The organism is Microcystis wesenbergii NRERC-220, assembly GCF_032027425.1.
In the GTDB taxonomy this organism is placed as follows: Bacteria; Cyanobacteriota; Cyanobacteriia; order Cyanobacteriales; family Microcystaceae; genus Microcystis; species Microcystis wesenbergii_A.
Map to the genome: position 1 here is coordinate 1796591 of NZ_JAVSJA010000001.1, position 22413 is coordinate 1819003.

A 22413-nucleotide genomic window follows, 5' to 3' on the forward strand; every position below is an offset into this window, starting at 1 on the left:
CTTTGTGAATTAACTTTACAACTCGATGATCATTGTTACCTTGATGTTGGCAGGTAGTCTAGCTTGGTTTTTTAGTAGCCTTGCTGGTGGGGGCAGCCCCCTGATTCTACTCCCCGTTTTAGGTTGGTTTCTCGATGCTGCCGTCATTCCTCCAGTTTTGACCACGGGGATGCTAATCGGTAATGTCCAACGCATGGGAATGTATTGGCGCGCCATTGACTGGCCCTCGACGGTGTGGTATTTACCCGGGGCAATTATCGGATCTACCCTCGGCGCTTTTGTCTTTGCCCATTTACAATTCAAATGGTTGCCGCTAGTTTTGGGAATTTTTCTGGTTTTCTCCTCGCTTAAACAATTATTTCCCCAAGAAGAAAATCCTTTTTTTGAGATTAAAACTTGGTATTTTATGCCCTCGGGATTTATCTACGCTTTCCTCTCAGGATTAGTCGGTAGTACCGGCCCGATGATGAACCTGTTTTATATCAACTATGGGCTAGTTAAAGAACCAATGGTGGCAACGAAATCCGTTCACATGGTAGTAGTTCATGTGGCCAAATTAATCGCCTACGCAGCTTTTGGAGTTTTACATCTGCCCTTTCTCGGTTACGGTTTATTATTAGGATTAGCGGCCTGGCCGGGCAATTGGTTAGGACAAAAAGTTTTAGAAAAAATGAGTCCCCAGCAATTTAAACAAGCAGTGATGCTATTCGTTTCGATGAGTGGCCTATTGATGATCTGGCGAGAACGCGGCATCGTCTTTTAAAATTTTGCTGACAAGGGGACAAATTTTGCTAGAATACTAAATAAAGGCAAATTGTACTAAAACAGTGTAATACGCCGATCACCGTTAGATTTGCTCCTTGATTAACCCCCTAGCTGAAAATGACAGAAATCGCCAATTTTACCCTCGAACAAGGTTTAGAACGCTACCAACAGGGAGAAAGCGCCGCCAGTTTATTGCCGGAATTTAAACAATTAAGCGATCGCACTCCTAAAAATGCCGTCGTTTGGTCCTGTTTGGCTTGGTTATATATGCTCACCGATAAACCGGAATTAGCCCTAAAAGCCGCCCAAAAAGCCGTTAAACTCGATAAAGTTTCCCCCCAAAACCGGATCAATTTGGTTTTAGCTATGTTGGAAACCAAAACCGCCGGAGTTAGGGAACATATCGAACTGGTGCAACAATTAATTAGTTTAAACAAAGAAGTTCGCCAAGAAGTGGATGAAAATATCGCCGATGGTTTAGCTAGAAAACCCGATTGGAAAAGTTTAGAACGCGTTAAAGTTTGGTTAAATGAATAAGAATATGGAATTATCAAAACAGTTATTACTCGGCTTAAAAGCCAATGATTTTCGGCATCCCATCGACCTAGAGGCCACTAATTCCCTTAAACAATTGCCTGGGTTAGATATAGCCGTGAGAAGTTTATTAGGTTCCGTCGCTGAGGAATTCTTTTACTTAAATAATATTGCTGCTAGTGTTTTGGTGGGGGAAAAACAATTACCCGACCTGCATAATCTACTCCTAGAAGCTTGCCGAGTTCTCGACTTAGAACCACCTCAATTATACATTCAACAAAACCCCGTTCCTAACGCCTATACCTTCGCCATGCGCGGCAAAAAACCGTTTATGGTGATGCACACTTCCCTAATCGAAATGCTGACTCCCGCAGAAATTCAAGCGGTAATGGCCCACGAATTAGGTCATCTCAAATGTGAACACGGCGTTTATCTCACTTTAGCCAATATTATGGTCCTAGCGGCGGGATTACTGCCCAATTGGGGGACAATGTTAGCACGATCCCTACAGGAGAGAATGTTAGCATGGGTGCGCTGCGCCGAGTTTAGCTGCGATCGAGCGGCTTTATTGGCAGTTCAAGACCCAAAAATCGTCATGTCGGTGTTAATGAAGTTAGCCGGAGGTTCCCCCAGTCTCGCACCTTTATTAAATTTAGAGGCTTTTATCGATCAGGCCAAGTCCTACGATGCCGTCAGCGCCTCGGAAATGGGCGAAATGTTAAAGGGTTTGCAAACCCAACAGTTAACCCATCCCCTCCCCGTCCTGCGTGCGCGAGAAATCGATCGTTGGGCTAGTTCCCCCGATTATCACAATTTGTTAAAGGGGCCAAAAATGGGTTATAATGATAAAGCTAATGCCAAGGGCGAATGGCGAAATTGGTAGACGCACCACACTCAAAATGTGGCGAGGCAGCCCCTCATGTCGGTTCGAGTCCGACTCCGCCCATCAAATTACAGTAATTTCTGGCTATTATGGTGTTGATGCTTCCATCCGACTAAACATTAATCTCACGCCGAGGAGTAGATTTTACGCCTACTGGAAGCATCCTTACTACCTACCCCACTGGACAGACGAGATAGATAATTTCAGGTTGGAATTGAGCTTGCTGTTTCGCTCTCAGGTAATCTACAATCATGCCTTAGAACGGTTTGGTTATTGTTATCAAAAAGCACTGGGAAAAGCGAGCCGCAAAAGTTGATTAACTTTACCAGTTGACTGTCCTTGGACAATTGAGAAAATTGTTGATGAAGATTGGTTCCCTGGTTAATACATACTCAAAAATAATGCTGTTTTTTAAAGGATTAATATCGCTGTTAAAGTTGGGATTTTTAGTGACTGAATGATGGGTGTCCGACAAAAAACCCCCGCTAAAGGCGGGGGATATGGCCTAGTTCTGCTGTGATGCCTAGCTGAGACTTACACCCCGTAAACGAAGTCAGCATTAGTCATCGCCGCAGTCCCAACATTAGCAATTAGGTAACTACCGGCTGTGGTTGAGTCAGGGTTATAGAAGATGTTGCCGTCGCTAGGGGTAAAGTAGATGCCGGACAGGTCTGTTGGGTTCCAGCCGGGACTCCCCACGAAGAACCAGCCAGCGTTAAGGACATTTCCAGGCACATTACCACCAACAAAGCTCAGACCCGTGATCGCCCCCGGAGAAAAGGCGAAGCTGCTGTCAAGACTGTCCGCCAGAATGATCGTGTCATCGGCTACGGAGAATAGGGTGATCAGATCACGGCTCTGGGGATTAGCTGGGCCGGGGGGCAATGATATAAACGACACTTCCGTGAGCCTGAAGAAATCATTTCCAGCGCCACCGGTAAGGGTATCCTGACCGAAACCACCTTCGAGGGTGTCGTTGCCAGCACCGCCGTTGATTATGTTGGCGGAGGCATTACCCGTCACCGAGTCGTTACCAGCACCCATATTGGCGTTTTCAAAGTTGATGAAGCTTTCACCGCCAAAGTTGGTTAACCCAGTGGCCATATTGAACACGTAGTTACCACCGAAGACAGTGTGGTCGATGGTATCGATGCCAGCGCCACCGTCCATAGTTTCGTTACCAATTCCCGAAAAGAGGGTATCGTTACCTGCATCGCCCCGATAGATTCCGCCGTCGCCATCGGAGGTGATAACATCATTACCGTCACCGCCGTTGAGGGTATCTATCCCCGCGCCCCCCACTAGGGTGTCGTTGCCAGCACCGCCGTTGATTATGTTGGCGGAGGCATTACCCGTCACCGAGTCGTTACCAGCACCCATATTGGCGTTTTCAAAGTTGATGAAGCTTTCACCGCCAAAGTTGGTTAACCCAGTGGCCATATTGAACACGTAGTTACCACCGAAGACAGTGTGGTCGATGGTATCGATGCCAGCGCCACCGTCCATAGTTTCGTTACCAATTCCCGAAAAGAGGGTATCGTTACCTGCATCGCCCCGATAGATTCCGCCGTCGCCATCGGAGGTGATAACATCATTACCGTCACCGCCGTTGAGGGTATCTATCCCCGCGCCCCCCACTAGGGTGTCGTTGCCAGCACCGCCGTTGATTATGTTGGCGGAGGCATTACCCGTCACCGAGTCGTTACCGGCACCCATATTGGCGTTTTCAAAGTTGATGAAGCTTTCACCGCCAAAGTTGGTTAACCCAGTGGCCATATTGAACACGTAGTTACCACCGAAGACAGTGTGGTCGATGGTATCGATGCCAGCGCCACCGTCCATAGTTTCGTTACCAATTCCCGAAAAGAGGGTATCGTTACCTGCATCGCCCCCATAGATTCCGCCGTCGCCATCGGAGGTGATAACATCATTACCGTCACCGCCGTTGAGGGTATCTATCCCCGCGCCCCCCACTAGGGTGTCGTTGCCCCCATTACCAAAGATTAAATCATTACCAGCGCCACCGTCAGAACTGTCATTACCGTTATCAAGAACGATAAGATCATCGGAGTTCAAACCGTTAGTTATGTTATTGTCGAGGAGATTGCCGTCAAATATATCGAAAAAAATCGGGTTAGCCATTGTCTTTCTTTTGTCCTAAGTACAACTAGACCAATCAACTCGCTTGGATTGTGCGAGCTAACCAGCCCTAGAGATGGAAACATCTAGATTATGTCAGGGAACAACTCACACAACAGGCAAGAGTCGAGAGAACCTTGTCTATTAGATACCAATGCCGCCATTATACAGCAAAGAATAGCCAAAAAGTAATTAGCAAAATAAATTTTAATATTAAGTACCTAAGCAAAATTAATTACACATTTCGATAAAGCTTTTGCCTATTGCCTATTGCCTCTTGCCTATCTTCACTAGGAAATTTATTTTGCACGACTACTTACCTGAGTTCGGGTTAAGCAGATTATCGCCGCCCATGAAAATATTCTGATTGACGAATTTGCCTTATTTCTGAACTTCCCCCCTATAAATATAGTAGCTATGGCTAAAAGTCTTACAGAGCTTGAGCTAAAGCAATGTAAAACCAATAAACTACTCTAGATACAGTCAACGGTACAGCCATACTTCCCACTTCCCACTGACAGAAGAGGGCTATAATTAATCTTATAGACAGTCGCTCGAGAGCAACAATATGTTAAATGCAGTGGAATTTAAAGCCAAAATCAAACAAGGTATCATCGAAATTCCCGAAGAATACCAACAGGACTTGAGGGAAGACAGCGAAGTTCAAGTTATTGTGATCAAACAAAATAAAAAAGTATCAACCACTGGAATCATTGCCCAATTAACTCAAAATCCCGTTGCTGTTAAAGGTATTCGTCAATTAAATCGGGAAGAAATTCATCAGCTATAATTATGACCAATTCTCTTTGTTTTTGTGATTCTAATATCTGGCTATACCGTCTTTTAATAGACCCAGAGTGTAACGATGCTGAAGAAATGCGAAAACGCAATCTAGCGAACGCTTTAACTAGCAGGGAAAATATCTTAATCAGTACGCAAATTATTAATGAAGTTTGCGCTGTTTTATCCAAAAAAGCTAAAATAAGTGAAATTCAAATTAGACAAATTATCCAAGAATTTTACGATGGATGTGTTGTTATTCAACTTGATCGCAATATTATTTTAAGAGCCTCTGAACTCCGCACTCAATACAGTTTTTCTTTTTGGGATAGTTTAATTGTAGCTAGTGCCTTAGCATCCGATGCTAGTATTCTTTACTCTGAAGATATGCAGGATGGGTTAATAATATCCAATCAACTAACTTTAATTAATCCTTTTCGATCGAGTTGATTATCAGTATGATATTATTGAATTACTCATTTAATCAATAGTGATGAATAGGCAACAAAAGCGAGTTTTATCCCTCTTTTCTGGCTGCGGGGGAATGGACTTAGGATTAGAGGGAGGTTTTTGGGTACACCAAGACTGTGTTAATGAAAATATTCATCAAGATTGGATAGTAGAAAGACGGGAACCATGGCTAAAACTACCGCGCACTACTTTTGAAACTGTCTTTGCTAATGATATAACTAAAGCTGCTCATAATGCTTGGATTCCCTACTTTGAAAAAAGGTGTAAAAAGAATGTATTTCACTTGGGGAGTATTGTAGATTTAGTCAAACAAGCAGAAAAAGGAGAGTTTCAGTTTCCCAGTAATATCGATGTAGTAACGGGAGGTTTTCCCTGTCAAGATTTTAGTGTTTCAGGAAAAAGAAAGGGGTTTAATTCTCACAAAAGTCACACGGGTAAACTACTAGACGAGAGTGAAGATAGTTTTCAGGATAATCGCGGAAAACTTTATTATTGGATGAAGAGAGTTATTGAATTAACCTTACCTAAAGTTTTTATTGCTGAAAATGTCAAAGGTTTAATCTCTTTGGCTAATCTTAAAGATATAATTGAAGATGATTTTAGTGCCATTGGTAAAGATGGATATATAGTTATCCCTAAACTTCTCTTTGCTCCCGATTACGGAATTACCCAAACTAGGGAAAGAATTATCTTTATCGGTTTAAATAAAACCTATTTAAAAGCAACAGCGATAGGACATCTAGAAAATAATGATATTTTTCCGCCTCCAACCCATAAAGTTAAAACTTACAGTACAGTGGGTCAGATATTATCAGGTTTAGCAGAACCGGAAGATGAGTTATTTGACCTCTCACAAAAAAGTTATTCAAAAGCTAAATATTATGGTAAAACTCAGGGACAAATCGAGGTTAATTTACAGGGTTTAGGTCCGACTATTCGCTCGGAACATCACGGCAATATTGAATTTAGGAGATTATCTTTAGAATTAGGGGTAAAGATAGTTAATGAGTTAGAAGCAGGGTTAAAAATGAGACGTTTAACTGTGCGGGAATGTGCGAGAATACAGACTTTTTCCGATGATTTTCAATTTGTGCGTCAACAAAACAAGGGAGATGGAAAATATTCACTTTCGGCTACGGATGGTTACAAACTAATTGGTAATGCTGTCCCACCTTTGCTTGCTTACCACATTGCTAGACACCTAGAACATCAATGGAATTATTTGTTTGAAGATATTTATTCAGTCAGCAAAAATTTATGTGTAGCATTGCCTTAATAATTGGGTGCATCTCATTTTTATAAATCTACTAAGTTGGGGTTTTTAAAGGGAACCTCTCTTTGAAAATTGGGCGTTACTTTCGATTTTATGACTCAATCCAAGCTTTTGGGGGGTTCTACCCCCCAAACCCCTCGCGCATTTGCTTTTCGGTGAGATGCTTACACGCAGTTGTTAATATACTTGTACCAATTTAAGATTCACCAATAATTGCCGATTGTCGCTATTTCTGCAAATGTGAGATGCAGCCTTAATAATTTCTGCTAATAATGTTTCTATACTTGCCATGGTTTACTAATCCTAAATTGAGAAAACAAATTATAATCTTTTTAGATGAACGTAGGTTGGGTTGAAGTATGAAACCCAACGCCCGCTCATGTTACGCTACCGCTAACCCATCCTACAAATAATTGTGCCTCCCTACTTAATTGGGCATCAACTCCTCAAAATCACAACTTGACACCTCACCCTTAAGATAACTGCCATAACCTGAGTTCGGAATCAGGGAAAACGGCAAAATTTCCCTAACCCGAACTAACCTTGATTACAAAACCTTATGGGTGTGAGAATGTTGTTTGACGTTATCCTCCGTCCGCACGACATGAACAGCATTCAAGATGCGTTTTTTCTCTAGGGAAAAGTTTAAATCGTCTTTTTGGCTGCCCAAGGGGATTAACCCTTGCAGGTGGGGTTGATTTTTGTAGGTGCGAGTGGCCGCAATCGCCCTTTCGACAAAATTCTCGCATAATTGGGCATTATCGGGGAAATTACTGGGTATTTGAGGATTATCGTCCTGAAAAACCTCTCCTAAAGCCATGGCGCGGGCAAATTCGTAGGAAGTGGGAATTCCTTTGACAATTGCCTCTAGGGCTGCCGAGGGAATCGGTTCTAACACCGCCACTTTTTCTAATTCTCCCTCCCGTTTAAGAAAACAAATCGCTAAACCGAATACACAATAATCATCTTTTGTCAAGTCAGAAATGTTTAAGAATTGTGTCGCTGTGGCCATTATTTTGATCCTGAGTCGCTCTTTCTTTAATCTTGCGGGCGATCAGCGATCGAATCAAGGTTTTTATTAAGAGATATGAAGGAGAAAAATTTAGCTGGGTTGGGCCACGCTAACCCACCCCAATACGGAAAAAACTGGGAACTGTTAGACTAGAAACCAGCAGATTAACTGATAAACGAGCTTTATGTCACCCACTCTACTCATCTCCAAAGAACTCCCCACCCTGAAATATAATCCTAGTCTGGAGCGCTTTGATAGCTCTTGGGCGGCTCCTTTGTCCACTCTCCTGGGACTGGGACGGGCTGCCGGGGCAACTTTTATCGAATTTTTCCTCGAAAGAGTCAACTATATCAGTTGTTTAGCCGAAGATGACACCATCACCAGTCTCTCACCGAAACTATCTACAGGGGCAGGAATCCGCCTTTTTCGCGGTAAAGCTGATTGTTATGTCAGTACCAACGATTTAAGCTTCCAAGGCTTAAAAAATGCCCTAGAAAAAGGTTTATCGATTCTCGGTTTAAACCTACCCAGTCCTAACGCCTATATTCCCGAAATCAATCTGGAAATGTTCCGGGATTATGCCACGGTCAAAAATAAAGATATTTGGCTGAATAATTGCAGTTCTTTGCGAGAAATGGGTGATATTCTCCTAACTGCTAACGTTCAACTCAATCAGAAAGCCTCTCACGTCCAATCTCGTCGCGCCGCTTATTTTCGCGATTGGCAAGAAATTTTAGTTGCCGCTAGTGACGGCACTTTTGCCCGGGATATTCGCCTCACCCAATCGGTGGGCTATAATCTCCTCTGTGCCGATGGGACTAATCGTTCTAGCATTGGTAAACGGGTGGGTAGTACCAGTAATCCCGATTTTCTGCGGACGTGGAATGCCGAGGAATCGGCGGCAGAAGTGGCCGAATCGGCGGGTAAAATGCTTTACGCTGACTATGTAGAATCTGGCAGTTATCCCATCGTCATGGCCAATGAATTTGGCGGTGTTATCTTCCACGAAGCCTGCGGCCATTTGCTAGAAACTACGCAAATTGAGCAAAAAACCACGCCCTTTCTCGATAAAAAAGGCGAAAAAATCGCCCACGAAAATCTGACGGCTTGGGACGAAGGATTATCCGATAAAGCTTTCGGTACTATCGATATGGACGATGAGGGAATGCCGGCCCAGCGTACTCTCCTAATTGAAAATGGTATCCTAAAAAACTTCATTGCCGATCGCACCGGTTCAATTAAAACCGGCCATCCGCGCACAGGTAGCGGTCGCCGTCAAAACTACACCTATGCCGCCGCTAGTCGGATGCGGAATACCTACATCGCCCCCGGGGAATATACCCTCGATAATCTCTTTAATTCCATCGATAAAGGCATTTATTGCAAAAAAATGGGCGGTGGTAGTGTGGGGGCGACCGGGGAATTTAATTTCGCCGTCGAGGAGGCCTATCTTATCGAAAATGGCAACCTGACTAAACCCCTGAAAGGCGCGACTTTAATCGGTTCAGCTAAGGAGATTATGAATAAAATCTCTATGTGTTCCCAAGATTTAGGACTAGCGGCGGGTTTTTGCGGTTCCGTCAGTGGTAGCGTTTATGTCACCGTTGGTCAACCCCATTTAAAAGTCGATTCTATTACCGTTGGCGGTCGTTAATCATGGCTTTAGTGATTCTCTACTATTTCCTCATCGCCATCATGATAGTGGGGATAATTGGCGAACTGCTGCCCGCTGTCCCCGGCATGAGTTTGATTTTAATCGCCATGGTGGTGTGGGGTTTTGTGACCAAATTCGCGGGGATGGGGGTCGCTTTAGCCGTGGCCTTTGTTATCCTTCTCCTCAGTCTGGGGGTGGAATTCCTCGCTAGTTATCTCGGCGCCCAAAAAGTTGGGGCGAGCAATTGGAGTCAAATCGGGCTAGTAGTGGGTTTATTAGCGGGAATATTCGGGCTTTTACCCGCTTTACCCATTGGCGGCCCGATTATCGGCTTATTTGTCGGTCCTGTGGTGGGGGCTTTTTTGGGAGAATACGCCTATCGTCGCGATTTGGAATTAACCCCCCGTTTGCAACAATCCCTAAAAGTCTGTGTCGGTATCGTCGTCGGTACGGTTATCGGTCACGTTGCCAAAGCTATGCTGGCCACGGCTGCCGTTATCGTCTTTATTGTCACCACTTGGCCCAATCTCTCTTCAGTTATCAGTTACCAGTTATCAGTTTTCAGTTATCAGTTTTCAGATTTGAGTTCTTTGTTTTTCAATTAATCAGCCATTTTTCTGATAAATATCACTTTTATCTAGCTGACTGCTGATGGCTGACCGCTCAATTCTACATTCATCTCATTTCTGACCAAATCTATGCCAAAAGTTGAAGATATCGCCCAAATCGCTAATTCTAGCGCCCAAGCTTTAGGAATTGCTAAATACGACATCTATGGTTCTTCTGTCGATGAAACCGATGTGGATGTGTTTCAAGGGGAACCCAAACAGGTACAAGCTTCCAATCGTTCCAGCGTTATCGTTCGCGTCTGGAATCGGGATAATCAAGTCGGTGTCACCTCTACCACCGATGTGGACCCGGTGGGACTGCAATTAGCCCTGAAAACCGCCCAAGAAGCCAGCTTTTTTGGGGTTAAGGAAAATGTCCCCGATTTTAGTCCCGCTGCCACCGCACCTACCACAGAAGTGGCCAGCGAAATGTCTAATCAAGCACCTGTATCCACTCTCGTCGATAAGTTATTAGCCGCCGAAAAATCCTTACTAGCGGCCCATCCGGCTATTGCCAGTGTTCCCTATAACGGTTTGGGACAACAGCAGGTCAGACGTTTTTATCTCAATAGCGACGGGGCAATGCGTCAGGAAGCGCGTAGTTATGCCAGCGTGTATTTATACACCAAAACCGAACAGGAAGGCAAAAAACCCCGCAGCGCTGGTGCTTTTCGGGTTAGTCCGGGGCTGGAAAAATTAGATATCGATGGTTGCATCGAGGAAGCGATTACCAAAACTGTTAGCCATCTGGACTATCAACCGATTACCACGGGTAAATATTTGGTGGTTTTTGCCCCCCGCGCCTTTTTGAGTCTAATGGGAGCATTTTCTAATCTGTTTAATGCCCAAAATGTCCTTGATAAACAGAGTCTTTCTACTCCTGAATCCCTAGGAACACAAATCGCCGCTACTGCCTTAAATTTGTGTGATGATGCCCTCCATCCAGCTAATGTTGCCGCAGAAACTTTTGATAGTGAAGGCACTCCCACCCGTCGTGTGGAATTAATTAAAGAGGGGATTTTGAGTAATTTTCTCCATAGCACGATTACCGCTAAACGGATGAATGCGGAACCGACTGGCAACGGTAACATTGGGGCAAAAGTAACGGTTAGTCCCCATTTTTATCACGTTTTTGCTAGTGCTAATCAACCAAAGAGCTATTCTTTGGAAACAGCAGAAAATGTGGTTTTAATTGATAGTTTACAGGCACTTCATGCAGGAGTTAATTCTCTACAAGGTTCCTTCTCTTTGCCCTTTGACGGTTGGTTAGTTAACAAAAATGAGCGCGTTAGCATCGATTCCGCTACCGTAGCCGGGGATATTTTAACACTGCTGAAATCGATTGTTTATCTGGAACCGGAAGCAGTTATTACTCCCAGTGGTGTTTGTCCCTACGTTTGGGTAGAGGGTTTATCAATCACAGGAGAAGCTTAACACTATATCGGACCAAAAATAGGGGGTATTAACAAGGGTAATACCCCCGCAAGATGGATGCTAATTTTATAGTCGTGGGTAAGGAGTGGCAAGTGCTGGGGTTCCAGAGAGGAAGTTTGAACATTATTACTAAAATTATCGGTACAGGGTTGAAATGCAGTAGAGCTTACCGAGGCTAACCTATCCCAATTGTAGCGGCGAATTGCGCTCGCCCTCTTTTAATAACTTCTGCTTATCATCATAAGTGGAAGAGAGTCACAAATATTAGATGCAGCCTGACTGACTCTAAATTATACAATTCATTCAATTCTGTGGAGATAACAGCTTTTAGAAAGTCGAACTTAATTTTCCCATCAAAATTAGGCTCGTCTTTTCCACTATCATAGCCTTTTTTTCAGGCACAGCAAACCCGAACCCATAACGAGGAGAGCTATTGTCAGGGATGGTTCAGGAATGGCAGGGTTATCGATACTGAGAGTATTAATGCCAATGGCGCGGTTATTAAAATCACTACTAAATTCAATGCGGCTAATCTCGGCCAACGCACTTTTTACCCCCAGAAAAATGGCAGAATTATCCAGTACTGTAGAAGATGTACCATTGACACTAAAACTATCCAAAAGATTGTCATTAATATCAAATGCTTTGATAGTACCAACAAAGTTCGGCTCATCATCCACAGCGATTTGCGCTCCAGCAGCCCTAACCGGTTGTGCGAAGCTAATCGAAATCGGGCCTGGGTTGCCAGGAGCGGGAAATAGACCAAACTGCAGCCCCGTAAACAAGAGAAAATCACCGTTAGCAAAGTTAGTCGGGATGCCCTGCGGAATAGGAGCCGTTTTAAAGACAAAAGGCGGTGTAATCGGCGGATTTATCGGATTAATATCTACATCTAAGCCCAATCCTCCGGCGGAAGTACCGGAAAAAGAAAAACCGAGAAAATCAGCGAAATTAGGGTTAAAAGGGTTTAAAACCTTGCCAAGACTCGACCAATCGATGGAATCATTACCCTTGAGGTCGGCACGATTAGTTACCAAGCTAACGGCAAAGCTGGGGCTGATAAGGGATAAAGAGAGAGAAACCGCAATAGTAGTAGATGTTAAGATTCTCATCCAGAAAATATCCTTAATTTGACTGCCTGATATTATATTCCTCTTTTTTTACCCTAAAATTTAAGTTTTAATAAGTATGAGGGTAAGGCCATCAGTTTTTATAGTTAAGAACTATTTTTCAGCCGGGGGAAACCAATTATCATCTAATGTTTGTTCGAGGGATATATGAGCGTCTGAATTGAGGGAAAAAAGCTGAGAAACTGATTTAATCGCCACTGGATAAACTTTATCATACATAGCTGCTAATTCTGGCCGTAAGCTGGGACTATCTTCTAAACGATGCTGAATTTGGGCGCGAAAATTGACTATTGCTGCCGCCCAATGATTACCTGACCGTTTTTTTTCTTCTTGCCAATAAGCCAGCTTTAAAAGCTGTTCGATAAGACGGGTTAACAGACTCATTAAAGCTCGTCTATCACTTTTCCTTATACTCTCGATTTCTTCAATTAAATTATCCAAATCCACCTGATCAAAATTACGCTCTTGTAACTGTTTTACCGTCTCTTTTAGCCATTGATTATAATCAGTTTCGTAGGCAGTTGACGACATAATTTAACTCTCCATAGAAAATTACTTAAATGGCTTTCTATCTAGGAGAAGCCGAATTTTGTTCAAAAGTTAACTCCTCTAACACTTCCGTAACCAACTTGCCGTTGGCTAAACGCTTTAAACTTCTAATCTGAATATTTACTTTAGGAGTTTCTTCTAACTGTTCAATCAAAAAATATCCATATTTGATTATTGCCTCACGCACCGCACTGTTTTAAGTCCAAACTTGCGCCATTTCTAACCTATTAGTAACCCCAATAAACTCCTCTCCTTCCCCATCTAAACTATAATTAGCCGCATAGGTATTAGCAGTAGGACACAACAATAAAACATAGCCTAAATGTCCTTTTGTTGCTGTGCCAAATCCTTTAGCCATAAAAAATCCTCCTCAAGATAACAAATCGATTGCAATTGTCGATGATAGCTGAGATTCTATCACTTGATGACCGAGATTAACCGGTCGAGCATTTCCCTCTACCGGCGCGCAATAACGGGGAATTGGACTAGAAACGAGGCTAATATGACGGTCACTCACCGCTAATCCATGGGTAGGATCATAGCCTTTCCAGCCGCCCCCCGGCAAATACACCTCTACCCAAGCGTGTAAATGTCTTTCTCCTTGGTCTAAATCTCCTTCTTGATAGCCACTGACAAAACGGGAAGCTAATCCCACACAGCGACACACATCCATAAATAAAACCACAAAATCGCGACAGGAACCCTGCTTATTTTTCCAAGTGTTTCCGGGTAGATAGGGTTCCCCGGTAAGACGAATAATTTGCTGACAATTTCGGTAAATTTTGTCATTAAGATTAAACAGGAAAGATAGCACCTGTCCCTCGGTTTCCTGCATAACTTCCTGGGCTAATGCTGCCACATCAGGGTCATTAGCTAACCCATAAAATTGTCTGTAGGGTTGTAATTGACTGTGGAGAGAAATGGGATAATCAAAGGGTAAACAGGTCGCCCAAGGTTCCAACAAATACTGAAAAGGATTAACCCCATGGGTTTCCACTTCACTCACCACATCAATCAATAATTCTTCCGTCGGTTGATTAAACCAAATTTGTAAACAAGAATTGCCATCGAGGTCGATAATATTAGTTATCGTTAAAGGTTCCGGGTTAATTTTGAGCGTGAACTCTCGTAAAGTTTGCCCACCATCGGATTTTGGTCGCAAGCGCAGCAGATGGGGCGATAAAATCACGGGTTGATTATAGAAATAGTTAGTTTGATGCCGAATGTGATAACGCATTAAGTTATTAATTGGGATTGATATTGAAAGTTATTTACTGGCAGAGGTGAGGCAAGTTCAGGATTAAAAACAAAGAAAGTTTCTGTCATTTTTGTTCCCACATCATTAACTCTTTTTTGAATATGGTCGAGGAATTCATGCAATCCCATTTCAATAATATCCTCGATAGTTAGATAACCCATTTCCGCACAAAGTCGCCCTAAACTTCTTTCTACCGAATTCCCCCAAGTTCCTATAGGAGTCCCTGTAACTTGATGCAAACAGTGGTCTAATTCCCGCAGACAAAAGTGAATTGAACGAGGAAATTCTCGATTAAGAATTAAAAATTCGGCCACGTCACTAGGAGTAATCCGTCGTTGACATTTACGATACATTTCGTAGGCACTCACCGACCGCAGTAAAGCAATCCATTGAATTTGGTCTAGAGAAGTTCCTACCCATTGAGCGGAAGGCAAGAGATAATAGTATTTAACATCAAGAATTCTGGCGGTTTTATCGGCGCGTTCCTGTAATCTTCCCATAACGCCAAAATGCCAACCTTCATTATGAGTCATCGTTGCATCCATCACCCCTGCAAAACGGTGACTAGCCAATTTAACTTGGGTAAAAAAGTTCGGTAAAGTAGTTTGAGGATGGTAAGAGGAAGCATCTTTTACCATTAAGAAAAAACCATTAACCTGTTCCCACATTTCCGAAGAAATAATCTCGCGAACTGACCGAGCATTTTCTCGCGCCCAGCGCAAACAAGAGATAATTGAACTACTATATTCCGTGTCAAATGTCAAGAAATTGATCACATTTTCTGCGGTGGCTGTGCCGTAACGTTTCTTGAATTGTTCTAAATCTCCCGTGGTTAAAACCAAAGGTTCCCACTGTTGCAAAACACTGGTAGGTACATCTAACATTAAATTAAGGTTAACATCCATAAACCGGGCGACATTTTCTGCCCGTTCAATATAGCGATTTAACCAATAAATTGAATCGGCAACTCTACTAAGCATAATTAACCAGGAAAAAGTGAAAAGGGTAGGGTGGATTGGGCGAAAATAATTTATGCACTCGACTCATGATTTAATTTTGGCCGTAACCCAGCAAAATTTTGATTATTGTCTTGATTACTTGGTTAAAACCCAAGTGTCTTTACTGCCACCACCTTGAGAGGAATTAACCACTAAAGAACCCTTTTTCAAAGCCACGCGAGTTAACCCCCCGGGATGCACATAAATTTCATCGCCACGATGGAGAATATAGGGACGTAAATCCACATGACGACCTTCAACTTCCGTGTCAATTAAAGTGGGAACCCTAGAAAGACTTAACACCGGTTGAGCGATATAATTGCGGGGATTAGCGGCAATGCGTGGGGCGAATTCTGCCCTTTGTTCGGGGGTAGCTTGAGAACCGACTAACATCCCATAACCTCCCGACTCATTAGCGGCTTTCACAACTAACTTATCGAGATTATTTAAGACATAATCTAAGTCCTTTTCTCGCCAACAAAGATAGGTAGGAACGTTATTTAAAATCGCTTCTTCTCCCAGATAATAACGAATCATATCGGGGACAAAAGCATAAATAACCTTATCATCGGCGACTCCCGTACCCGGGGCATTAGCTAAAGCGACGCGACCTTCCTGGAAAACTTTTAATAACCCTGGTACACCTAACATCGAATCGGGACGAAAAACCGCTGGATCTAAAAAGTCATCATCGAGGCGACGATAGACCACATCTACCCGTCTTAATCCCTTGGTGGTTTTCATTTGTAGATAACCATCAAAGACGACTAAATCACGCCCTTCCACCAATTCTACCCCCATTTGTTGGGCGATAAAAGAATGTTCAAAGTAGGCAGAATTATAGGTTCCGGGGGTTAAAACCACCACGGTGGGATTAGGTAATTGGGCTGGGGCTAAATTGAGGAGAGTTTCCAACAGATGGGAAGGATAATCATCCACCGGTTTAACATTCATTGTCTGGAAAATATCGGGGAAAGTGCTTTTCATTACCCGACGATTTTCCAGGACATAGGAAATACCGGAAGGAACCCGCAAATTATCCTCTAAAACGTACCATTGACCATCTTTATCGCGGACTAAATCGGTCCCCGTGATGTGACACCAGATACCTCCAGCGGGTTTCAGTCCCAGACAGGGTTTAAGAAATCCCGTCGCCGAGGCGATTAATTCGGGGGGAATAATGCCATCTTTAATGATTAACTGGTCATTATAGATATCGGAGAGAAAAAGATTGAGAGCTTTGATGCGTTGTTTCAGTCCTCTTTCTAAATAATCCCAGTCCTCAGCCGAGACAATTCGGGGAATAATATCAAAAGGAAAGATTTTTTCCACCCCTTGATTGTCGCTATAGACATTGAAAGTCACCCCCAATTCAAACAGGGCCGACTGAGCGGTTTCCCGGTGTTGTTGAAGTTCTCGGGGCGGCAGATTCTGCAACCATTTGATTAAAGGGGACGCGTGGGGACGAGGTTGACCATCATCCAAGAATAGTTCGTCGTAGAAGCCTTCGGGATCGTAGGTATTTAATAGCACGCTGACCTCATTCCATACCTTACCTATTCCCAGTGTCGGACAATTGGCCCGATTTTTTGTAGTCTAGGAGACATTTTAAGGGAAATTTTAGAAAGTTAGCGGTTTGGCAGACAGCGATCGCCGATTGCTCCCCACCGGTGGAGAAACCTGACAAGAGCGAGAATTAGCCCTGAAAACTGTGTTACATTTTTTAAAGGTCAAACCTTAAATCTTTCATTTTTCTTACTGGTTACGCGATGTTTACCAAACAAGTAACGGATTCTAAAGCCTATCAATGGTTTCAGGAACGCTTAGAAATTCAAGGGATCGCTGATGATATCAGCACCAAATACGTTCCCCCCCACGTTAATATCTTCTACTGTCTTGGTGGTATCACCCTTGTGTGCTTCGTGATCCAGTTTGCCACTGGTTTCGCCATGACCTTCTACTACAAACCCACCGTAGCAGAGGCCCTCTCCTCGGTACAGTACATCATGAACGAAGTTAACTTTGGCTGGTTAATTCGTTCTATCCATCGCTGGTCTGCCAGTATGATGGTCTTAATGATGATCCTGCACGTTTTCCGCGTTTACCTGACCGGTGGCTTCAAAAAACCTCGGGAATTAACCTGGGTCACTGGGGTTGTCCTGGCCGTGATCACCGTTAGCTTCGGTGTCACCGGTTACTCCTTACCCTGGGATCAGGTGGGTTACTGGGCGGTTAAAATTGTTTCCGGTGTACCTGCTGCTATTCCCGTCGTCGGTGATCAACTCGTCACCCTGATGCGCGGTAGCGAAAGCGTCGGTCAAGCAACTTTAACCCGTTTCTACAGCTTACATACCTTTGTACTACCCTGGTCGATCGCGGTCTTCATGTTGCTACATTTCTTGATGATCCGTAAACAAGGCATTTCTGGGCCTCTATAATTCAGAAAAATATCTCTGTCGATCCGAAATCATTTTTAGGAGACATTATCCATGTCCACATTAAAAAAGCCCGATCTCAGCGATCCCGCTCTGCGCGCTAAGTTGGCTAAAGGTATGGGTCACAACTACTACGGTGAACCCGCTTGGCCCAACGATCTCCTCTATGTCTTCCCGGTGGTTATCTTCGGTACGATCGGACTCTGCACCGGTTTAGCGATTATGGATCCCACCATGATCGGTGAACCTGCCGATCCTTTCGCTACTCCCCTAGAAATTCTGCCAGAGTGGTATCTTTATCCCGTTTTCCAAATTCTCCGTATTCTTCCTAACAAACTCTTAGGTATCGCTTGCATGGCCGGCGTTCCCCTAGGCTTGATGTTAGTTCCCTTTATTGAAAGCGTCAATAAATTCCAAAATCCCTTCCGTCGTCCCGTCGCTACCGCTATCTTCCTATTTGGTACTGTGGTCACGATTTGGTTAGGTATTGGTGCCACTTTCCCCATCGATATATCTTTAACTCTCGGTTTGTTCTAAGTTACTGAACTCCGGCAGTTTTTTGCCCACGCTTGTGATTCCTGACTTGGGAAGAGCGATCGTGGGCAATTTTAATTGGGGTTTGCGGCAAAAAGTTTTTCTTGGGGGCAGGCTGTGGGGTGTGGGGTGTGGGGTGTAGGGTTTTACCGATTTTCAGGTGGTCAACTACCTAATTTTCAGGGAAAAAGTCCAGGGATTTTCCCCCTGATCACTCCCAGTCCGGTACTTTTTGATTGACAAAAAGTCTAAAAGTCTTACCCAACAAGGTTTTTAGATTTATTCAGCCAACCCTAATTGTGATTTCTTCTATCGGGTAATTTGTTGTACCAAAGCGATGACATCGCTGCGACTGAGTTTTTCCTTACCTAAAGCTAGGACTTCGAGAGTGCCATGGGCTAAAGCGAGGGGAATCTTACAAAAATCAAGTGCTGGCCCTTTCGGCAGCGATTGAGTGTAATAATCGGCTAATTTCAGATTACGACGGGCATAATTATGAATATCACCAATTGTCCAACCCTGGGGCAGAAAACTTACCCCTCGGCGCAGATCCTCGCCATGGTTGCGGGCAATATTAACCGCTTGTAAACCCCGACCAAAACCGATGGCATAACTGCGATTAGTTTGAGTGCCATCGTACCAATTCCAGAGGTCAGACAGCAATAAACCCACGGCACCGGCCACACTAAAGGTATATTGATCTAATTCTATTTCTGTGCGAATATCCCAGTTATTCCCAGCCCAGTAGGCCATGCGATCGGCCATGGCCGCCGTGGCATCCCAGACCCGGGGGGCGATCGAATCCGGTGCTAACAGGGCCCATTCTCCAATTCTCAGGGTTACTTCTGGCAAAATCTCCCGATGGACTAAGCCAAAAGCAAAGTCCTCTTTGGTGGAATTTTCAGTACCTGCTTGTAAATTCAGGCTAATTTGTCTTAATATCTGCGATTTACTGAAGTTATCTAGGTCGGGATGGTCTTCTACTTCATCGATCGCCCTCATACAGAGATAAGCTGAGGCTACCGCCTCGAGCAGACGATCCGGTAAACGACTTATGGGAATATAAAAAGTTCGACTCGTTTCTTGCAGAATCGTTAAAGCATTATCGCGCAAATTCATTCAGTCCACTCCTCACGCCAACTTAGGTAACTACGAGTTAAACCAATCAGACAGATCGGTTTAGGTATTCCGATGTTCCTAAGACAAAGTTGCTGTCTATTGTAGTATGATTATTCAAAATTTCGAGATTATTCTCGAAAAAATCAACCTTTAGGGTCTTCTTGACAATTTTTCTTTCTGGGATATGTGAGGGATAATTACGGCAATTTTTCGAGATTACAAGCTTAAAAAGTAGTTTTTGCCCGTTTTTAAGCAGTATTTTGCGGCTTCATGGCAGGGATTGAAAGGAGGTCACTTGTAAAACTGGACCGATCATGGCCAGAGTCATCAGATCTGAACGAATTTCACCCATAACTGTCACTTTTGCCTTTTTTTGGGTTAATTCGGCGGGAGGGTTCATTAATTCGTAGGTTTGACCGTTATCAGCAATTAATGCCCAAGTTCCTGTGCCTATTTCGATTCTTTTTACCTGACCGGTTACACTAATACTCATGCTTTAATTTCCTTCATCGAGGCGATCGCAATTGGCACCACTGTTACAAGCATTCTATCGATATCTTTCCTAGTCATTGATTGCCAATTTTGCCAGACTTTAACCCCATAAATCAGTTTTTTTTATCTAAAAAGCGATCGCTACTTCCGCCACCACTGCCAAGAGGGATGCCACAGCCGCTAAAATTATTATTTCTCGATCGGATTGTCTCATAACTATCTGAGTATAAATTACTAATCCTAGTCTATACCACATCTAACCTATAGCGTTTTTCAGTCTGCTGAGGTACAAAAGTTATGGGTTTTAGGCAAAAGGCAAGAGGCTTCGGCCGTGAGCTCAGCCGAACGGCAAAAGTCAAAAGGGAAGAAAAATATGTGTACCTCACTAGCTTATAGCGGTGTGCAGTCGTATTAGGTACAGTGTCACAAGCTATAAACCATGCTAGGCAAAGCTTGGTCTGTATCTCACTCAAGCGCTTACCGCTATAGAGTTAAATTGCTATAAATTATTTTATTCATAGATAAAAAGCTATAAAAGTCATCGGCAAAAACAGCGACATCTTTGTCTGGATTGCCCTGTATTATCTGTTCAAGAAGCCCCCATTAAGCCTAACTGTTAATAGGGTGAATTAGATTCCATAGGTGTCAACCACTGGGAGATAGTTTCTAGTTTTTGACGGATTTGATCGAGATGATCCTGCACGGGTTGCAGGAAAGTTTCGTACTGTTGTACCTGAGTTTTTAAGCGCAATAATGCCAGATTAGCATCGTGCCATTGTCGCTCCTGTTCCTCAAATTCACGAGTTTTTTGCTCTAAATCCGACCATTGACCGTCAATACTATCTCTGGTTTTTTGTAAATCCTCTTGTAGTCGCTTGATTTCTGCTGCTAAGCGTTGACTTTCTTCGAGATTATTTTGATAATCATCAGCCAACAGAATTAACACTGGTTCAAAACTACATTTTTGGGCATCTTCTGGGGATAAAATTCCCTGTCTCCGTTGCATAATTTTCAGGTGTTGAGAGCGAATAGCTTGCCTTTCCCGAAGATTACGTCTTTGTCCAACTAAAGTTTCCGTCAGCATTCCTTTTCTTTCCTGTTCCTCGGCTAATTCTTCCGCGAAATTGGCTCGCTCAGATTCATCTATTCTGGCCATTCTTGCTTCTAATTCTTCCACGGTTTGGGATTGGAGAGTTAATTCTTCCTCTTGGTCGTTGACAAAAATTTCCAAGCGATCGAGGTCTGTTTGTAAATTGTTAACTAAGCTCTCCAATTCTTCTAAAGGCATTTTTTCAAGAGCTTCTAGATCGATTTTACCATCAAAATCTAGGTCTTGCCCTTGGGCGAGACGAAGAAGCATTTGTCGGTTAGAATCAGTGGTTTGTAGGGTGAGGTTAAGGTGTTCGAATAATTCCTGTTTTTGACTCAGAATAGTTTCTTGTATTTGCAATTGTACTTTAGCTGTTTCCAAAGCACTGCGACTCATCTGTAATTCCCTAGAGCTTTGTTCGAGATGATTGAGCATTTGTTCGTTGGCGACCTGACGATCTTCTATCGCTTTTTTCTGCTCCTCTAAACTCTGCCAACAACTATTTAAAATTGTCTGTTGTCCCTGCACGGATTCAAGAGTGGAATGGAGAATTGGTGAGGGAGAATTGCCCTGGTCGTGATTATTAGCTAAACGTTCCGCTAGGGAGCGAATAAATTGTTCTTGTTCTGGGGAAAGATTGGGGGAGGAGTTGAAATTTATTTGTCCTTCTTCCAGGTTTCGCTGTTGCTCCTTTAATTGTTGTTTTAGCGTTTCCAGTTCTTGTCTTTGGTGATCTAAATACTGGAATTCTGCCTCTATTTGCTCAATTTGCTCAATTCTTGCCTCCATTTCCATTTTCTGGCGGTTGAGAATCTCGCTTTGATAGGTGAGGGATTGTTTCCACTGCTCGATTTTCTCTTGATCTTCCTTGCTGCGCTCCATCAAACGGGAAATCTTTTGCAGTTGCCGCACCATCTCCGCTCCCGCTAATTCTGGGTTTCCTTGCAGTTGACGATTATTGCTCAAATTCACCAAGAGAAGCGCGCCTTCACCCCTGGAGTTAGTTTCATCGTAGGTTAGGGTATCGTTCCCCGGTATGGCACTCCACGTCTGATCGTTATGCTGACAAGCCAATAGTTTCAATTCGATTTTGTAACCGCCGATAAAACCTTTAGTCTGTTTTTTTACTTCTGCAAGGTATAGCACGAGTAGTAGTCCTCTATCATAAAAGTTTTTGTAATTGGTTTTAGAGAGACTTGGCGCTCAAGGCTAGGAGCAGCCCCTCTATGGTTTTAGTCTACCCATCTGATCCCTA

At 43.5% G+C, this 22413-nt stretch carries 24 protein-coding genes and 1 tRNA gene; 12 read left to right on the top strand and 13 right to left on the bottom strand.

The window, feature by feature from the left end; all coding sequences use genetic code 11:
- The first annotated feature begins 25 nt into the window (after window positions 1-25).
- The 4 genes from RAM70_RS08715 to RAM70_RS08730 all read left to right on the top strand — a co-directional run bounded on the left by RAM70_RS08715 (window position 26) and on the right by RAM70_RS08730 (window position 2245).
- Window positions 26-763: a sulfite exporter TauE/SafE family protein gene (locus RAM70_RS08715; protein WP_312673318.1), complete on the top strand. Its 738-nt coding sequence runs from the start codon at window positions 26-28 to the stop codon at window positions 761-763.
- A gap of 119 nt (window positions 764-882) precedes the next feature.
- A complete protein-coding gene (locus RAM70_RS08720; RefSeq protein ID WP_312673319.1) occupies window positions 883-1302 on the top strand; it encodes a tetratricopeptide repeat protein in 420 nt (139 codons plus the stop codon).
- The gene (locus tag RAM70_RS08725) at window positions 1295-2182 is read left to right on the top strand and encodes a M48 family metallopeptidase (protein WP_190357145.1); all 888 of its coding nucleotides are present in this window, start codon (window positions 1295-1297) and stop codon (window positions 2180-2182) included. Before RAM70_RS08720 ends, RAM70_RS08725 begins: the two co-directional genes overlap by 8 nt.
- Window positions 2161-2245: transfer RNA gene (locus tag RAM70_RS08730), tRNA-Leu, on the top strand. The genes RAM70_RS08725 and RAM70_RS08730 overlap by 22 nt, the downstream gene beginning before the upstream one ends.
- Window positions 2246-2716: 471 nt before the next feature.
- Here the strand turns inward: RAM70_RS08730 and RAM70_RS08735 are convergent.
- A complete protein-coding gene (locus RAM70_RS08735; protein ID WP_312673320.1) occupies window positions 2717-4324 on the bottom strand; it encodes a calcium-binding protein in 1608 nt (535 codons plus the stop codon).
- Window positions 4325-4889: 565 nt separating this feature from the next.
- Here RAM70_RS08735 and RAM70_RS08740 point away from each other — a divergent pair.
- Genes RAM70_RS08740 through RAM70_RS08750 form a run of 3 tightly spaced genes read left to right on the top strand, consistent with a single transcriptional unit; the run spans window position 4890 to window position 6848 of the window.
- Window positions 4890-5111 (top strand): hypothetical protein, encoded by a 222-nt coding sequence (locus RAM70_RS08740; protein ID WP_045362236.1) that lies wholly within the window; start codon window positions 4890-4892, stop codon window positions 5109-5111.
- A gap of 2 nt (window positions 5112-5113) precedes the next feature.
- Window positions 5114-5551 carry a PIN domain-containing protein gene (locus RAM70_RS08745; protein ID WP_080754352.1) on the top strand — a complete coding sequence of 146 codons (438 nt, stop codon included), beginning with the start codon at window positions 5114-5116 and terminating at the stop codon, window positions 5549-5551.
- A gap of 43 nt (window positions 5552-5594) precedes the next feature.
- Window positions 5595-6848, top strand: coding sequence for a DNA cytosine methyltransferase (locus RAM70_RS08750; protein ID WP_045362231.1), 1254 nt, complete (start codon window positions 5595-5597; stop codon window positions 6846-6848).
- Between the two features lie 544 nt (window positions 6849-7392).
- Here the strand turns inward: RAM70_RS08750 and RAM70_RS08755 are convergent.
- A complete protein-coding gene (locus RAM70_RS08755) occupies window positions 7393-7857 on the bottom strand; it encodes a hypothetical protein (protein ID WP_045362229.1) in 465 nt (154 codons plus the stop codon).
- A 184-nt stretch (window positions 7858-8041) separates the two neighbouring features.
- On the opposite strand from RAM70_RS08755, the gene RAM70_RS08760 reads away from it, so the two are divergent.
- From RAM70_RS08760 to RAM70_RS08770, 3 genes are all read left to right on the top strand, one after another.
- On the top strand, window positions 8042-9511 hold the full coding sequence (locus RAM70_RS08760; RefSeq protein WP_012266273.1) for a TldD/PmbA family protein: 1470 nt from the start codon (window positions 8042-8044) through the stop codon (window positions 9509-9511).
- A gap of 2 nt (window positions 9512-9513) precedes the next feature.
- Window positions 9514-10116: a DUF456 domain-containing protein gene (locus RAM70_RS08765; RefSeq protein ID WP_190381297.1), complete on the top strand. Its 603-nt coding sequence runs from the start codon at window positions 9514-9516 to the stop codon at window positions 10114-10116.
- Between the two features lie 93 nt (window positions 10117-10209).
- Window positions 10210-11553, top strand: a complete 1344-nt coding sequence (locus tag RAM70_RS08770; protein WP_312673325.1) for a TldD/PmbA family protein — start codon at window positions 10210-10212, stop codon at window positions 11551-11553.
- A 380-nt stretch (window positions 11554-11933) separates the two neighbouring features.
- On the opposite strand, the gene RAM70_RS08775 is transcribed toward RAM70_RS08770, so the two are convergent.
- The 7 genes from RAM70_RS08775 to RAM70_RS08805 form a co-directional block, all read right to left on the bottom strand.
- Window positions 11934-12665, bottom strand: coding sequence for a hypothetical protein (locus RAM70_RS08775; protein ID WP_045362220.1), 732 nt, complete (start codon window positions 12663-12665; stop codon window positions 11934-11936).
- A 111-nt stretch (window positions 12666-12776) separates the two neighbouring features.
- Window positions 12777-13214, bottom strand: coding sequence for a DUF29 domain-containing protein (locus RAM70_RS08780; RefSeq protein WP_002783069.1), 438 nt, complete (start codon window positions 13212-13214; stop codon window positions 12777-12779).
- A 37-nt stretch (window positions 13215-13251) separates the two neighbouring features.
- Complete coding sequence (locus tag RAM70_RS08785) at window positions 13252-13386, bottom strand: hypothetical protein (RefSeq protein ID WP_312673326.1); 135 nt, start codon at window positions 13384-13386, stop codon at window positions 13252-13254.
- Window positions 13387-13428: 42 nt separating this feature from the next.
- Window positions 13429-13590, bottom strand: a complete 162-nt coding sequence (locus RAM70_RS08790) for a hypothetical protein (protein ID WP_312673327.1) — start codon at window positions 13588-13590, stop codon at window positions 13429-13431.
- Between the two features lie 12 nt (window positions 13591-13602).
- Window positions 13603-14469: a transglutaminase family protein gene (locus tag RAM70_RS08795; protein WP_312673329.1), complete on the bottom strand. Its 867-nt coding sequence runs from the start codon at window positions 14467-14469 to the stop codon at window positions 13603-13605.
- A complete protein-coding gene (locus tag RAM70_RS08800; protein ID WP_045362204.1) occupies window positions 14469-15470 on the bottom strand; it encodes an alpha-E domain-containing protein in 1002 nt (333 codons plus the stop codon). The genes RAM70_RS08795 and RAM70_RS08800 overlap by 1 nt, the downstream gene beginning before the upstream one ends.
- A gap of 114 nt (window positions 15471-15584) precedes the next feature.
- The gene (locus tag RAM70_RS08805; RefSeq protein WP_123231114.1) at window positions 15585-17021 is read right to left on the bottom strand and encodes a circularly permuted type 2 ATP-grasp protein; all 1437 of its coding nucleotides are present in this window, start codon (window positions 17019-17021) and stop codon (window positions 15585-15587) included.
- A gap of 236 nt (window positions 17022-17257) precedes the next feature.
- Here RAM70_RS08805 and petB point away from each other — a divergent pair, with 236 nt between their 5' ends.
- On the top strand, window positions 17258-17926 hold the full coding sequence (gene petB / locus RAM70_RS08810) for a cytochrome b6 (RefSeq protein WP_045362199.1): 669 nt from the start codon (window positions 17258-17260) through the stop codon (window positions 17924-17926).
- Window positions 17927-17977: 51 nt separating this feature from the next.
- On the top strand, window positions 17978-18460 hold the full coding sequence (gene petD / locus RAM70_RS08815; RefSeq protein ID WP_002738373.1) for a cytochrome b6-f complex subunit IV: 483 nt from the start codon (window positions 17978-17980) through the stop codon (window positions 18458-18460).
- A 306-nt stretch (window positions 18461-18766) separates the two neighbouring features.
- Here the strand turns inward: petD and RAM70_RS08825 are convergent, their stop codons facing one another.
- The 4 genes from RAM70_RS08825 to hmpF form a co-directional block, all read right to left on the bottom strand.
- Window positions 18767-19576, bottom strand: a complete 810-nt coding sequence (locus RAM70_RS08825) for a squalene/phytoene synthase family protein (protein WP_045362197.1) — start codon at window positions 19574-19576, stop codon at window positions 18767-18769.
- Between the two features lie 268 nt (window positions 19577-19844).
- Entirely contained in the window at window positions 19845-20069 is a 225-nt protein-coding gene (locus RAM70_RS08830) for a hypothetical protein (protein WP_045362195.1), read from the bottom strand.
- Between the two features lie 126 nt (window positions 20070-20195).
- Entirely contained in the window at window positions 20196-20324 is a 129-nt protein-coding gene (locus RAM70_RS08835) for a hypothetical protein (RefSeq protein ID WP_274518365.1), read from the bottom strand.
- 360 nt (window positions 20325-20684) lie between these two features.
- On the bottom strand, window positions 20685-22304 hold the full coding sequence (gene hmpF, locus RAM70_RS08840; RefSeq protein WP_045362192.1) for a pilus motility taxis protein HmpF: 1620 nt from the start codon (window positions 22302-22304) through the stop codon (window positions 20685-20687).
- Between the last annotated feature and the right edge of the window lie 109 nt (window positions 22305-22413).

What these genes read in the sequence shown, in the direction of transcription:
- RAM70_RS08715 (WP_312673318.1), top strand. Translation starts at nt 26, where the DNA reads ATGATCATTGTTACCTTGATGTTGGCAGGTAGTCTAGCTTGGTTTTTT.
- RAM70_RS08720 (WP_312673319.1), top strand. Translation starts at nt 883, where the DNA reads ATGACAGAAATCGCCAATTTTACCCTCGAACAAGGTTTAGAACGCTAC.
- RAM70_RS08725 (WP_190357145.1), top strand. Translation starts at nt 1,295, where the DNA reads ATGAATAAGAATATGGAATTATCAAAACAGTTATTACTCGGCTTAAAA.
- RAM70_RS08735 (WP_312673320.1), bottom strand. Translation starts at nt 4,324, where the DNA reads ATGGCTAACCCGATTTTTTTCGATATATTTGACGGCAATCTCCTCGAC.
- RAM70_RS08740 (WP_045362236.1), top strand. Translation starts at nt 4,890, where the DNA reads ATGTTAAATGCAGTGGAATTTAAAGCCAAAATCAAACAAGGTATCATC.
- RAM70_RS08745 (WP_080754352.1), top strand. Translation starts at nt 5,114, where the DNA reads ATGACCAATTCTCTTTGTTTTTGTGATTCTAATATCTGGCTATACCGT.
- RAM70_RS08750 (WP_045362231.1), top strand. Translation starts at nt 5,595, where the DNA reads ATGAATAGGCAACAAAAGCGAGTTTTATCCCTCTTTTCTGGCTGCGGG.
- RAM70_RS08755 (WP_045362229.1), bottom strand. Translation starts at nt 7,857, where the DNA reads ATGGCCACAGCGACACAATTCTTAAACATTTCTGACTTGACAAAAGAT.
- RAM70_RS08760 (WP_012266273.1), top strand. Translation starts at nt 8,042, where the DNA reads ATGTCACCCACTCTACTCATCTCCAAAGAACTCCCCACCCTGAAATAT.
- RAM70_RS08765 (WP_190381297.1), top strand. Translation starts at nt 9,514, where the DNA reads ATGGCTTTAGTGATTCTCTACTATTTCCTCATCGCCATCATGATAGTG.
- RAM70_RS08770 (WP_312673325.1), top strand. Translation starts at nt 10,210, where the DNA reads ATGCCAAAAGTTGAAGATATCGCCCAAATCGCTAATTCTAGCGCCCAA.
- RAM70_RS08775 (WP_045362220.1), bottom strand. Translation starts at nt 12,665, where the DNA reads ATGAGAATCTTAACATCTACTACTATTGCGGTTTCTCTCTCTTTATCC.
- RAM70_RS08780 (WP_002783069.1), bottom strand. Translation starts at nt 13,214, where the DNA reads ATGTCGTCAACTGCCTACGAAACTGATTATAATCAATGGCTAAAAGAG.
- RAM70_RS08790 (WP_312673327.1), bottom strand. Translation starts at nt 13,590, where the DNA reads ATGGCTAAAGGATTTGGCACAGCAACAAAAGGACATTTAGGCTATGTT.
- RAM70_RS08795 (WP_312673329.1), bottom strand. Translation starts at nt 14,469, where the DNA reads ATGCGTTATCACATTCGGCATCAAACTAACTATTTCTATAATCAACCC.
- RAM70_RS08800 (WP_045362204.1), bottom strand. Translation starts at nt 15,470, where the DNA reads ATGCTTAGTAGAGTTGCCGATTCAATTTATTGGTTAAATCGCTATATT.
- petB (WP_045362199.1), top strand. Translation starts at nt 17,258, where the DNA reads ATGTTTACCAAACAAGTAACGGATTCTAAAGCCTATCAATGGTTTCAG.
- petD (WP_002738373.1), top strand. Translation starts at nt 17,978, where the DNA reads ATGTCCACATTAAAAAAGCCCGATCTCAGCGATCCCGCTCTGCGCGCT.
- RAM70_RS08825 (WP_045362197.1), bottom strand. Translation starts at nt 19,576, where the DNA reads ATGAATTTGCGCGATAATGCTTTAACGATTCTGCAAGAAACGAGTCGA.
- RAM70_RS08830 (WP_045362195.1), bottom strand. Translation starts at nt 20,069, where the DNA reads ATGAGTATTAGTGTAACCGGTCAGGTAAAAAGAATCGAAATAGGCACA.
- RAM70_RS08835 (WP_274518365.1), bottom strand. Translation starts at nt 20,324, where the DNA reads ATGTGGTATAGACTAGGATTAGTAATTTATACTCAGATAGTTATGAGA.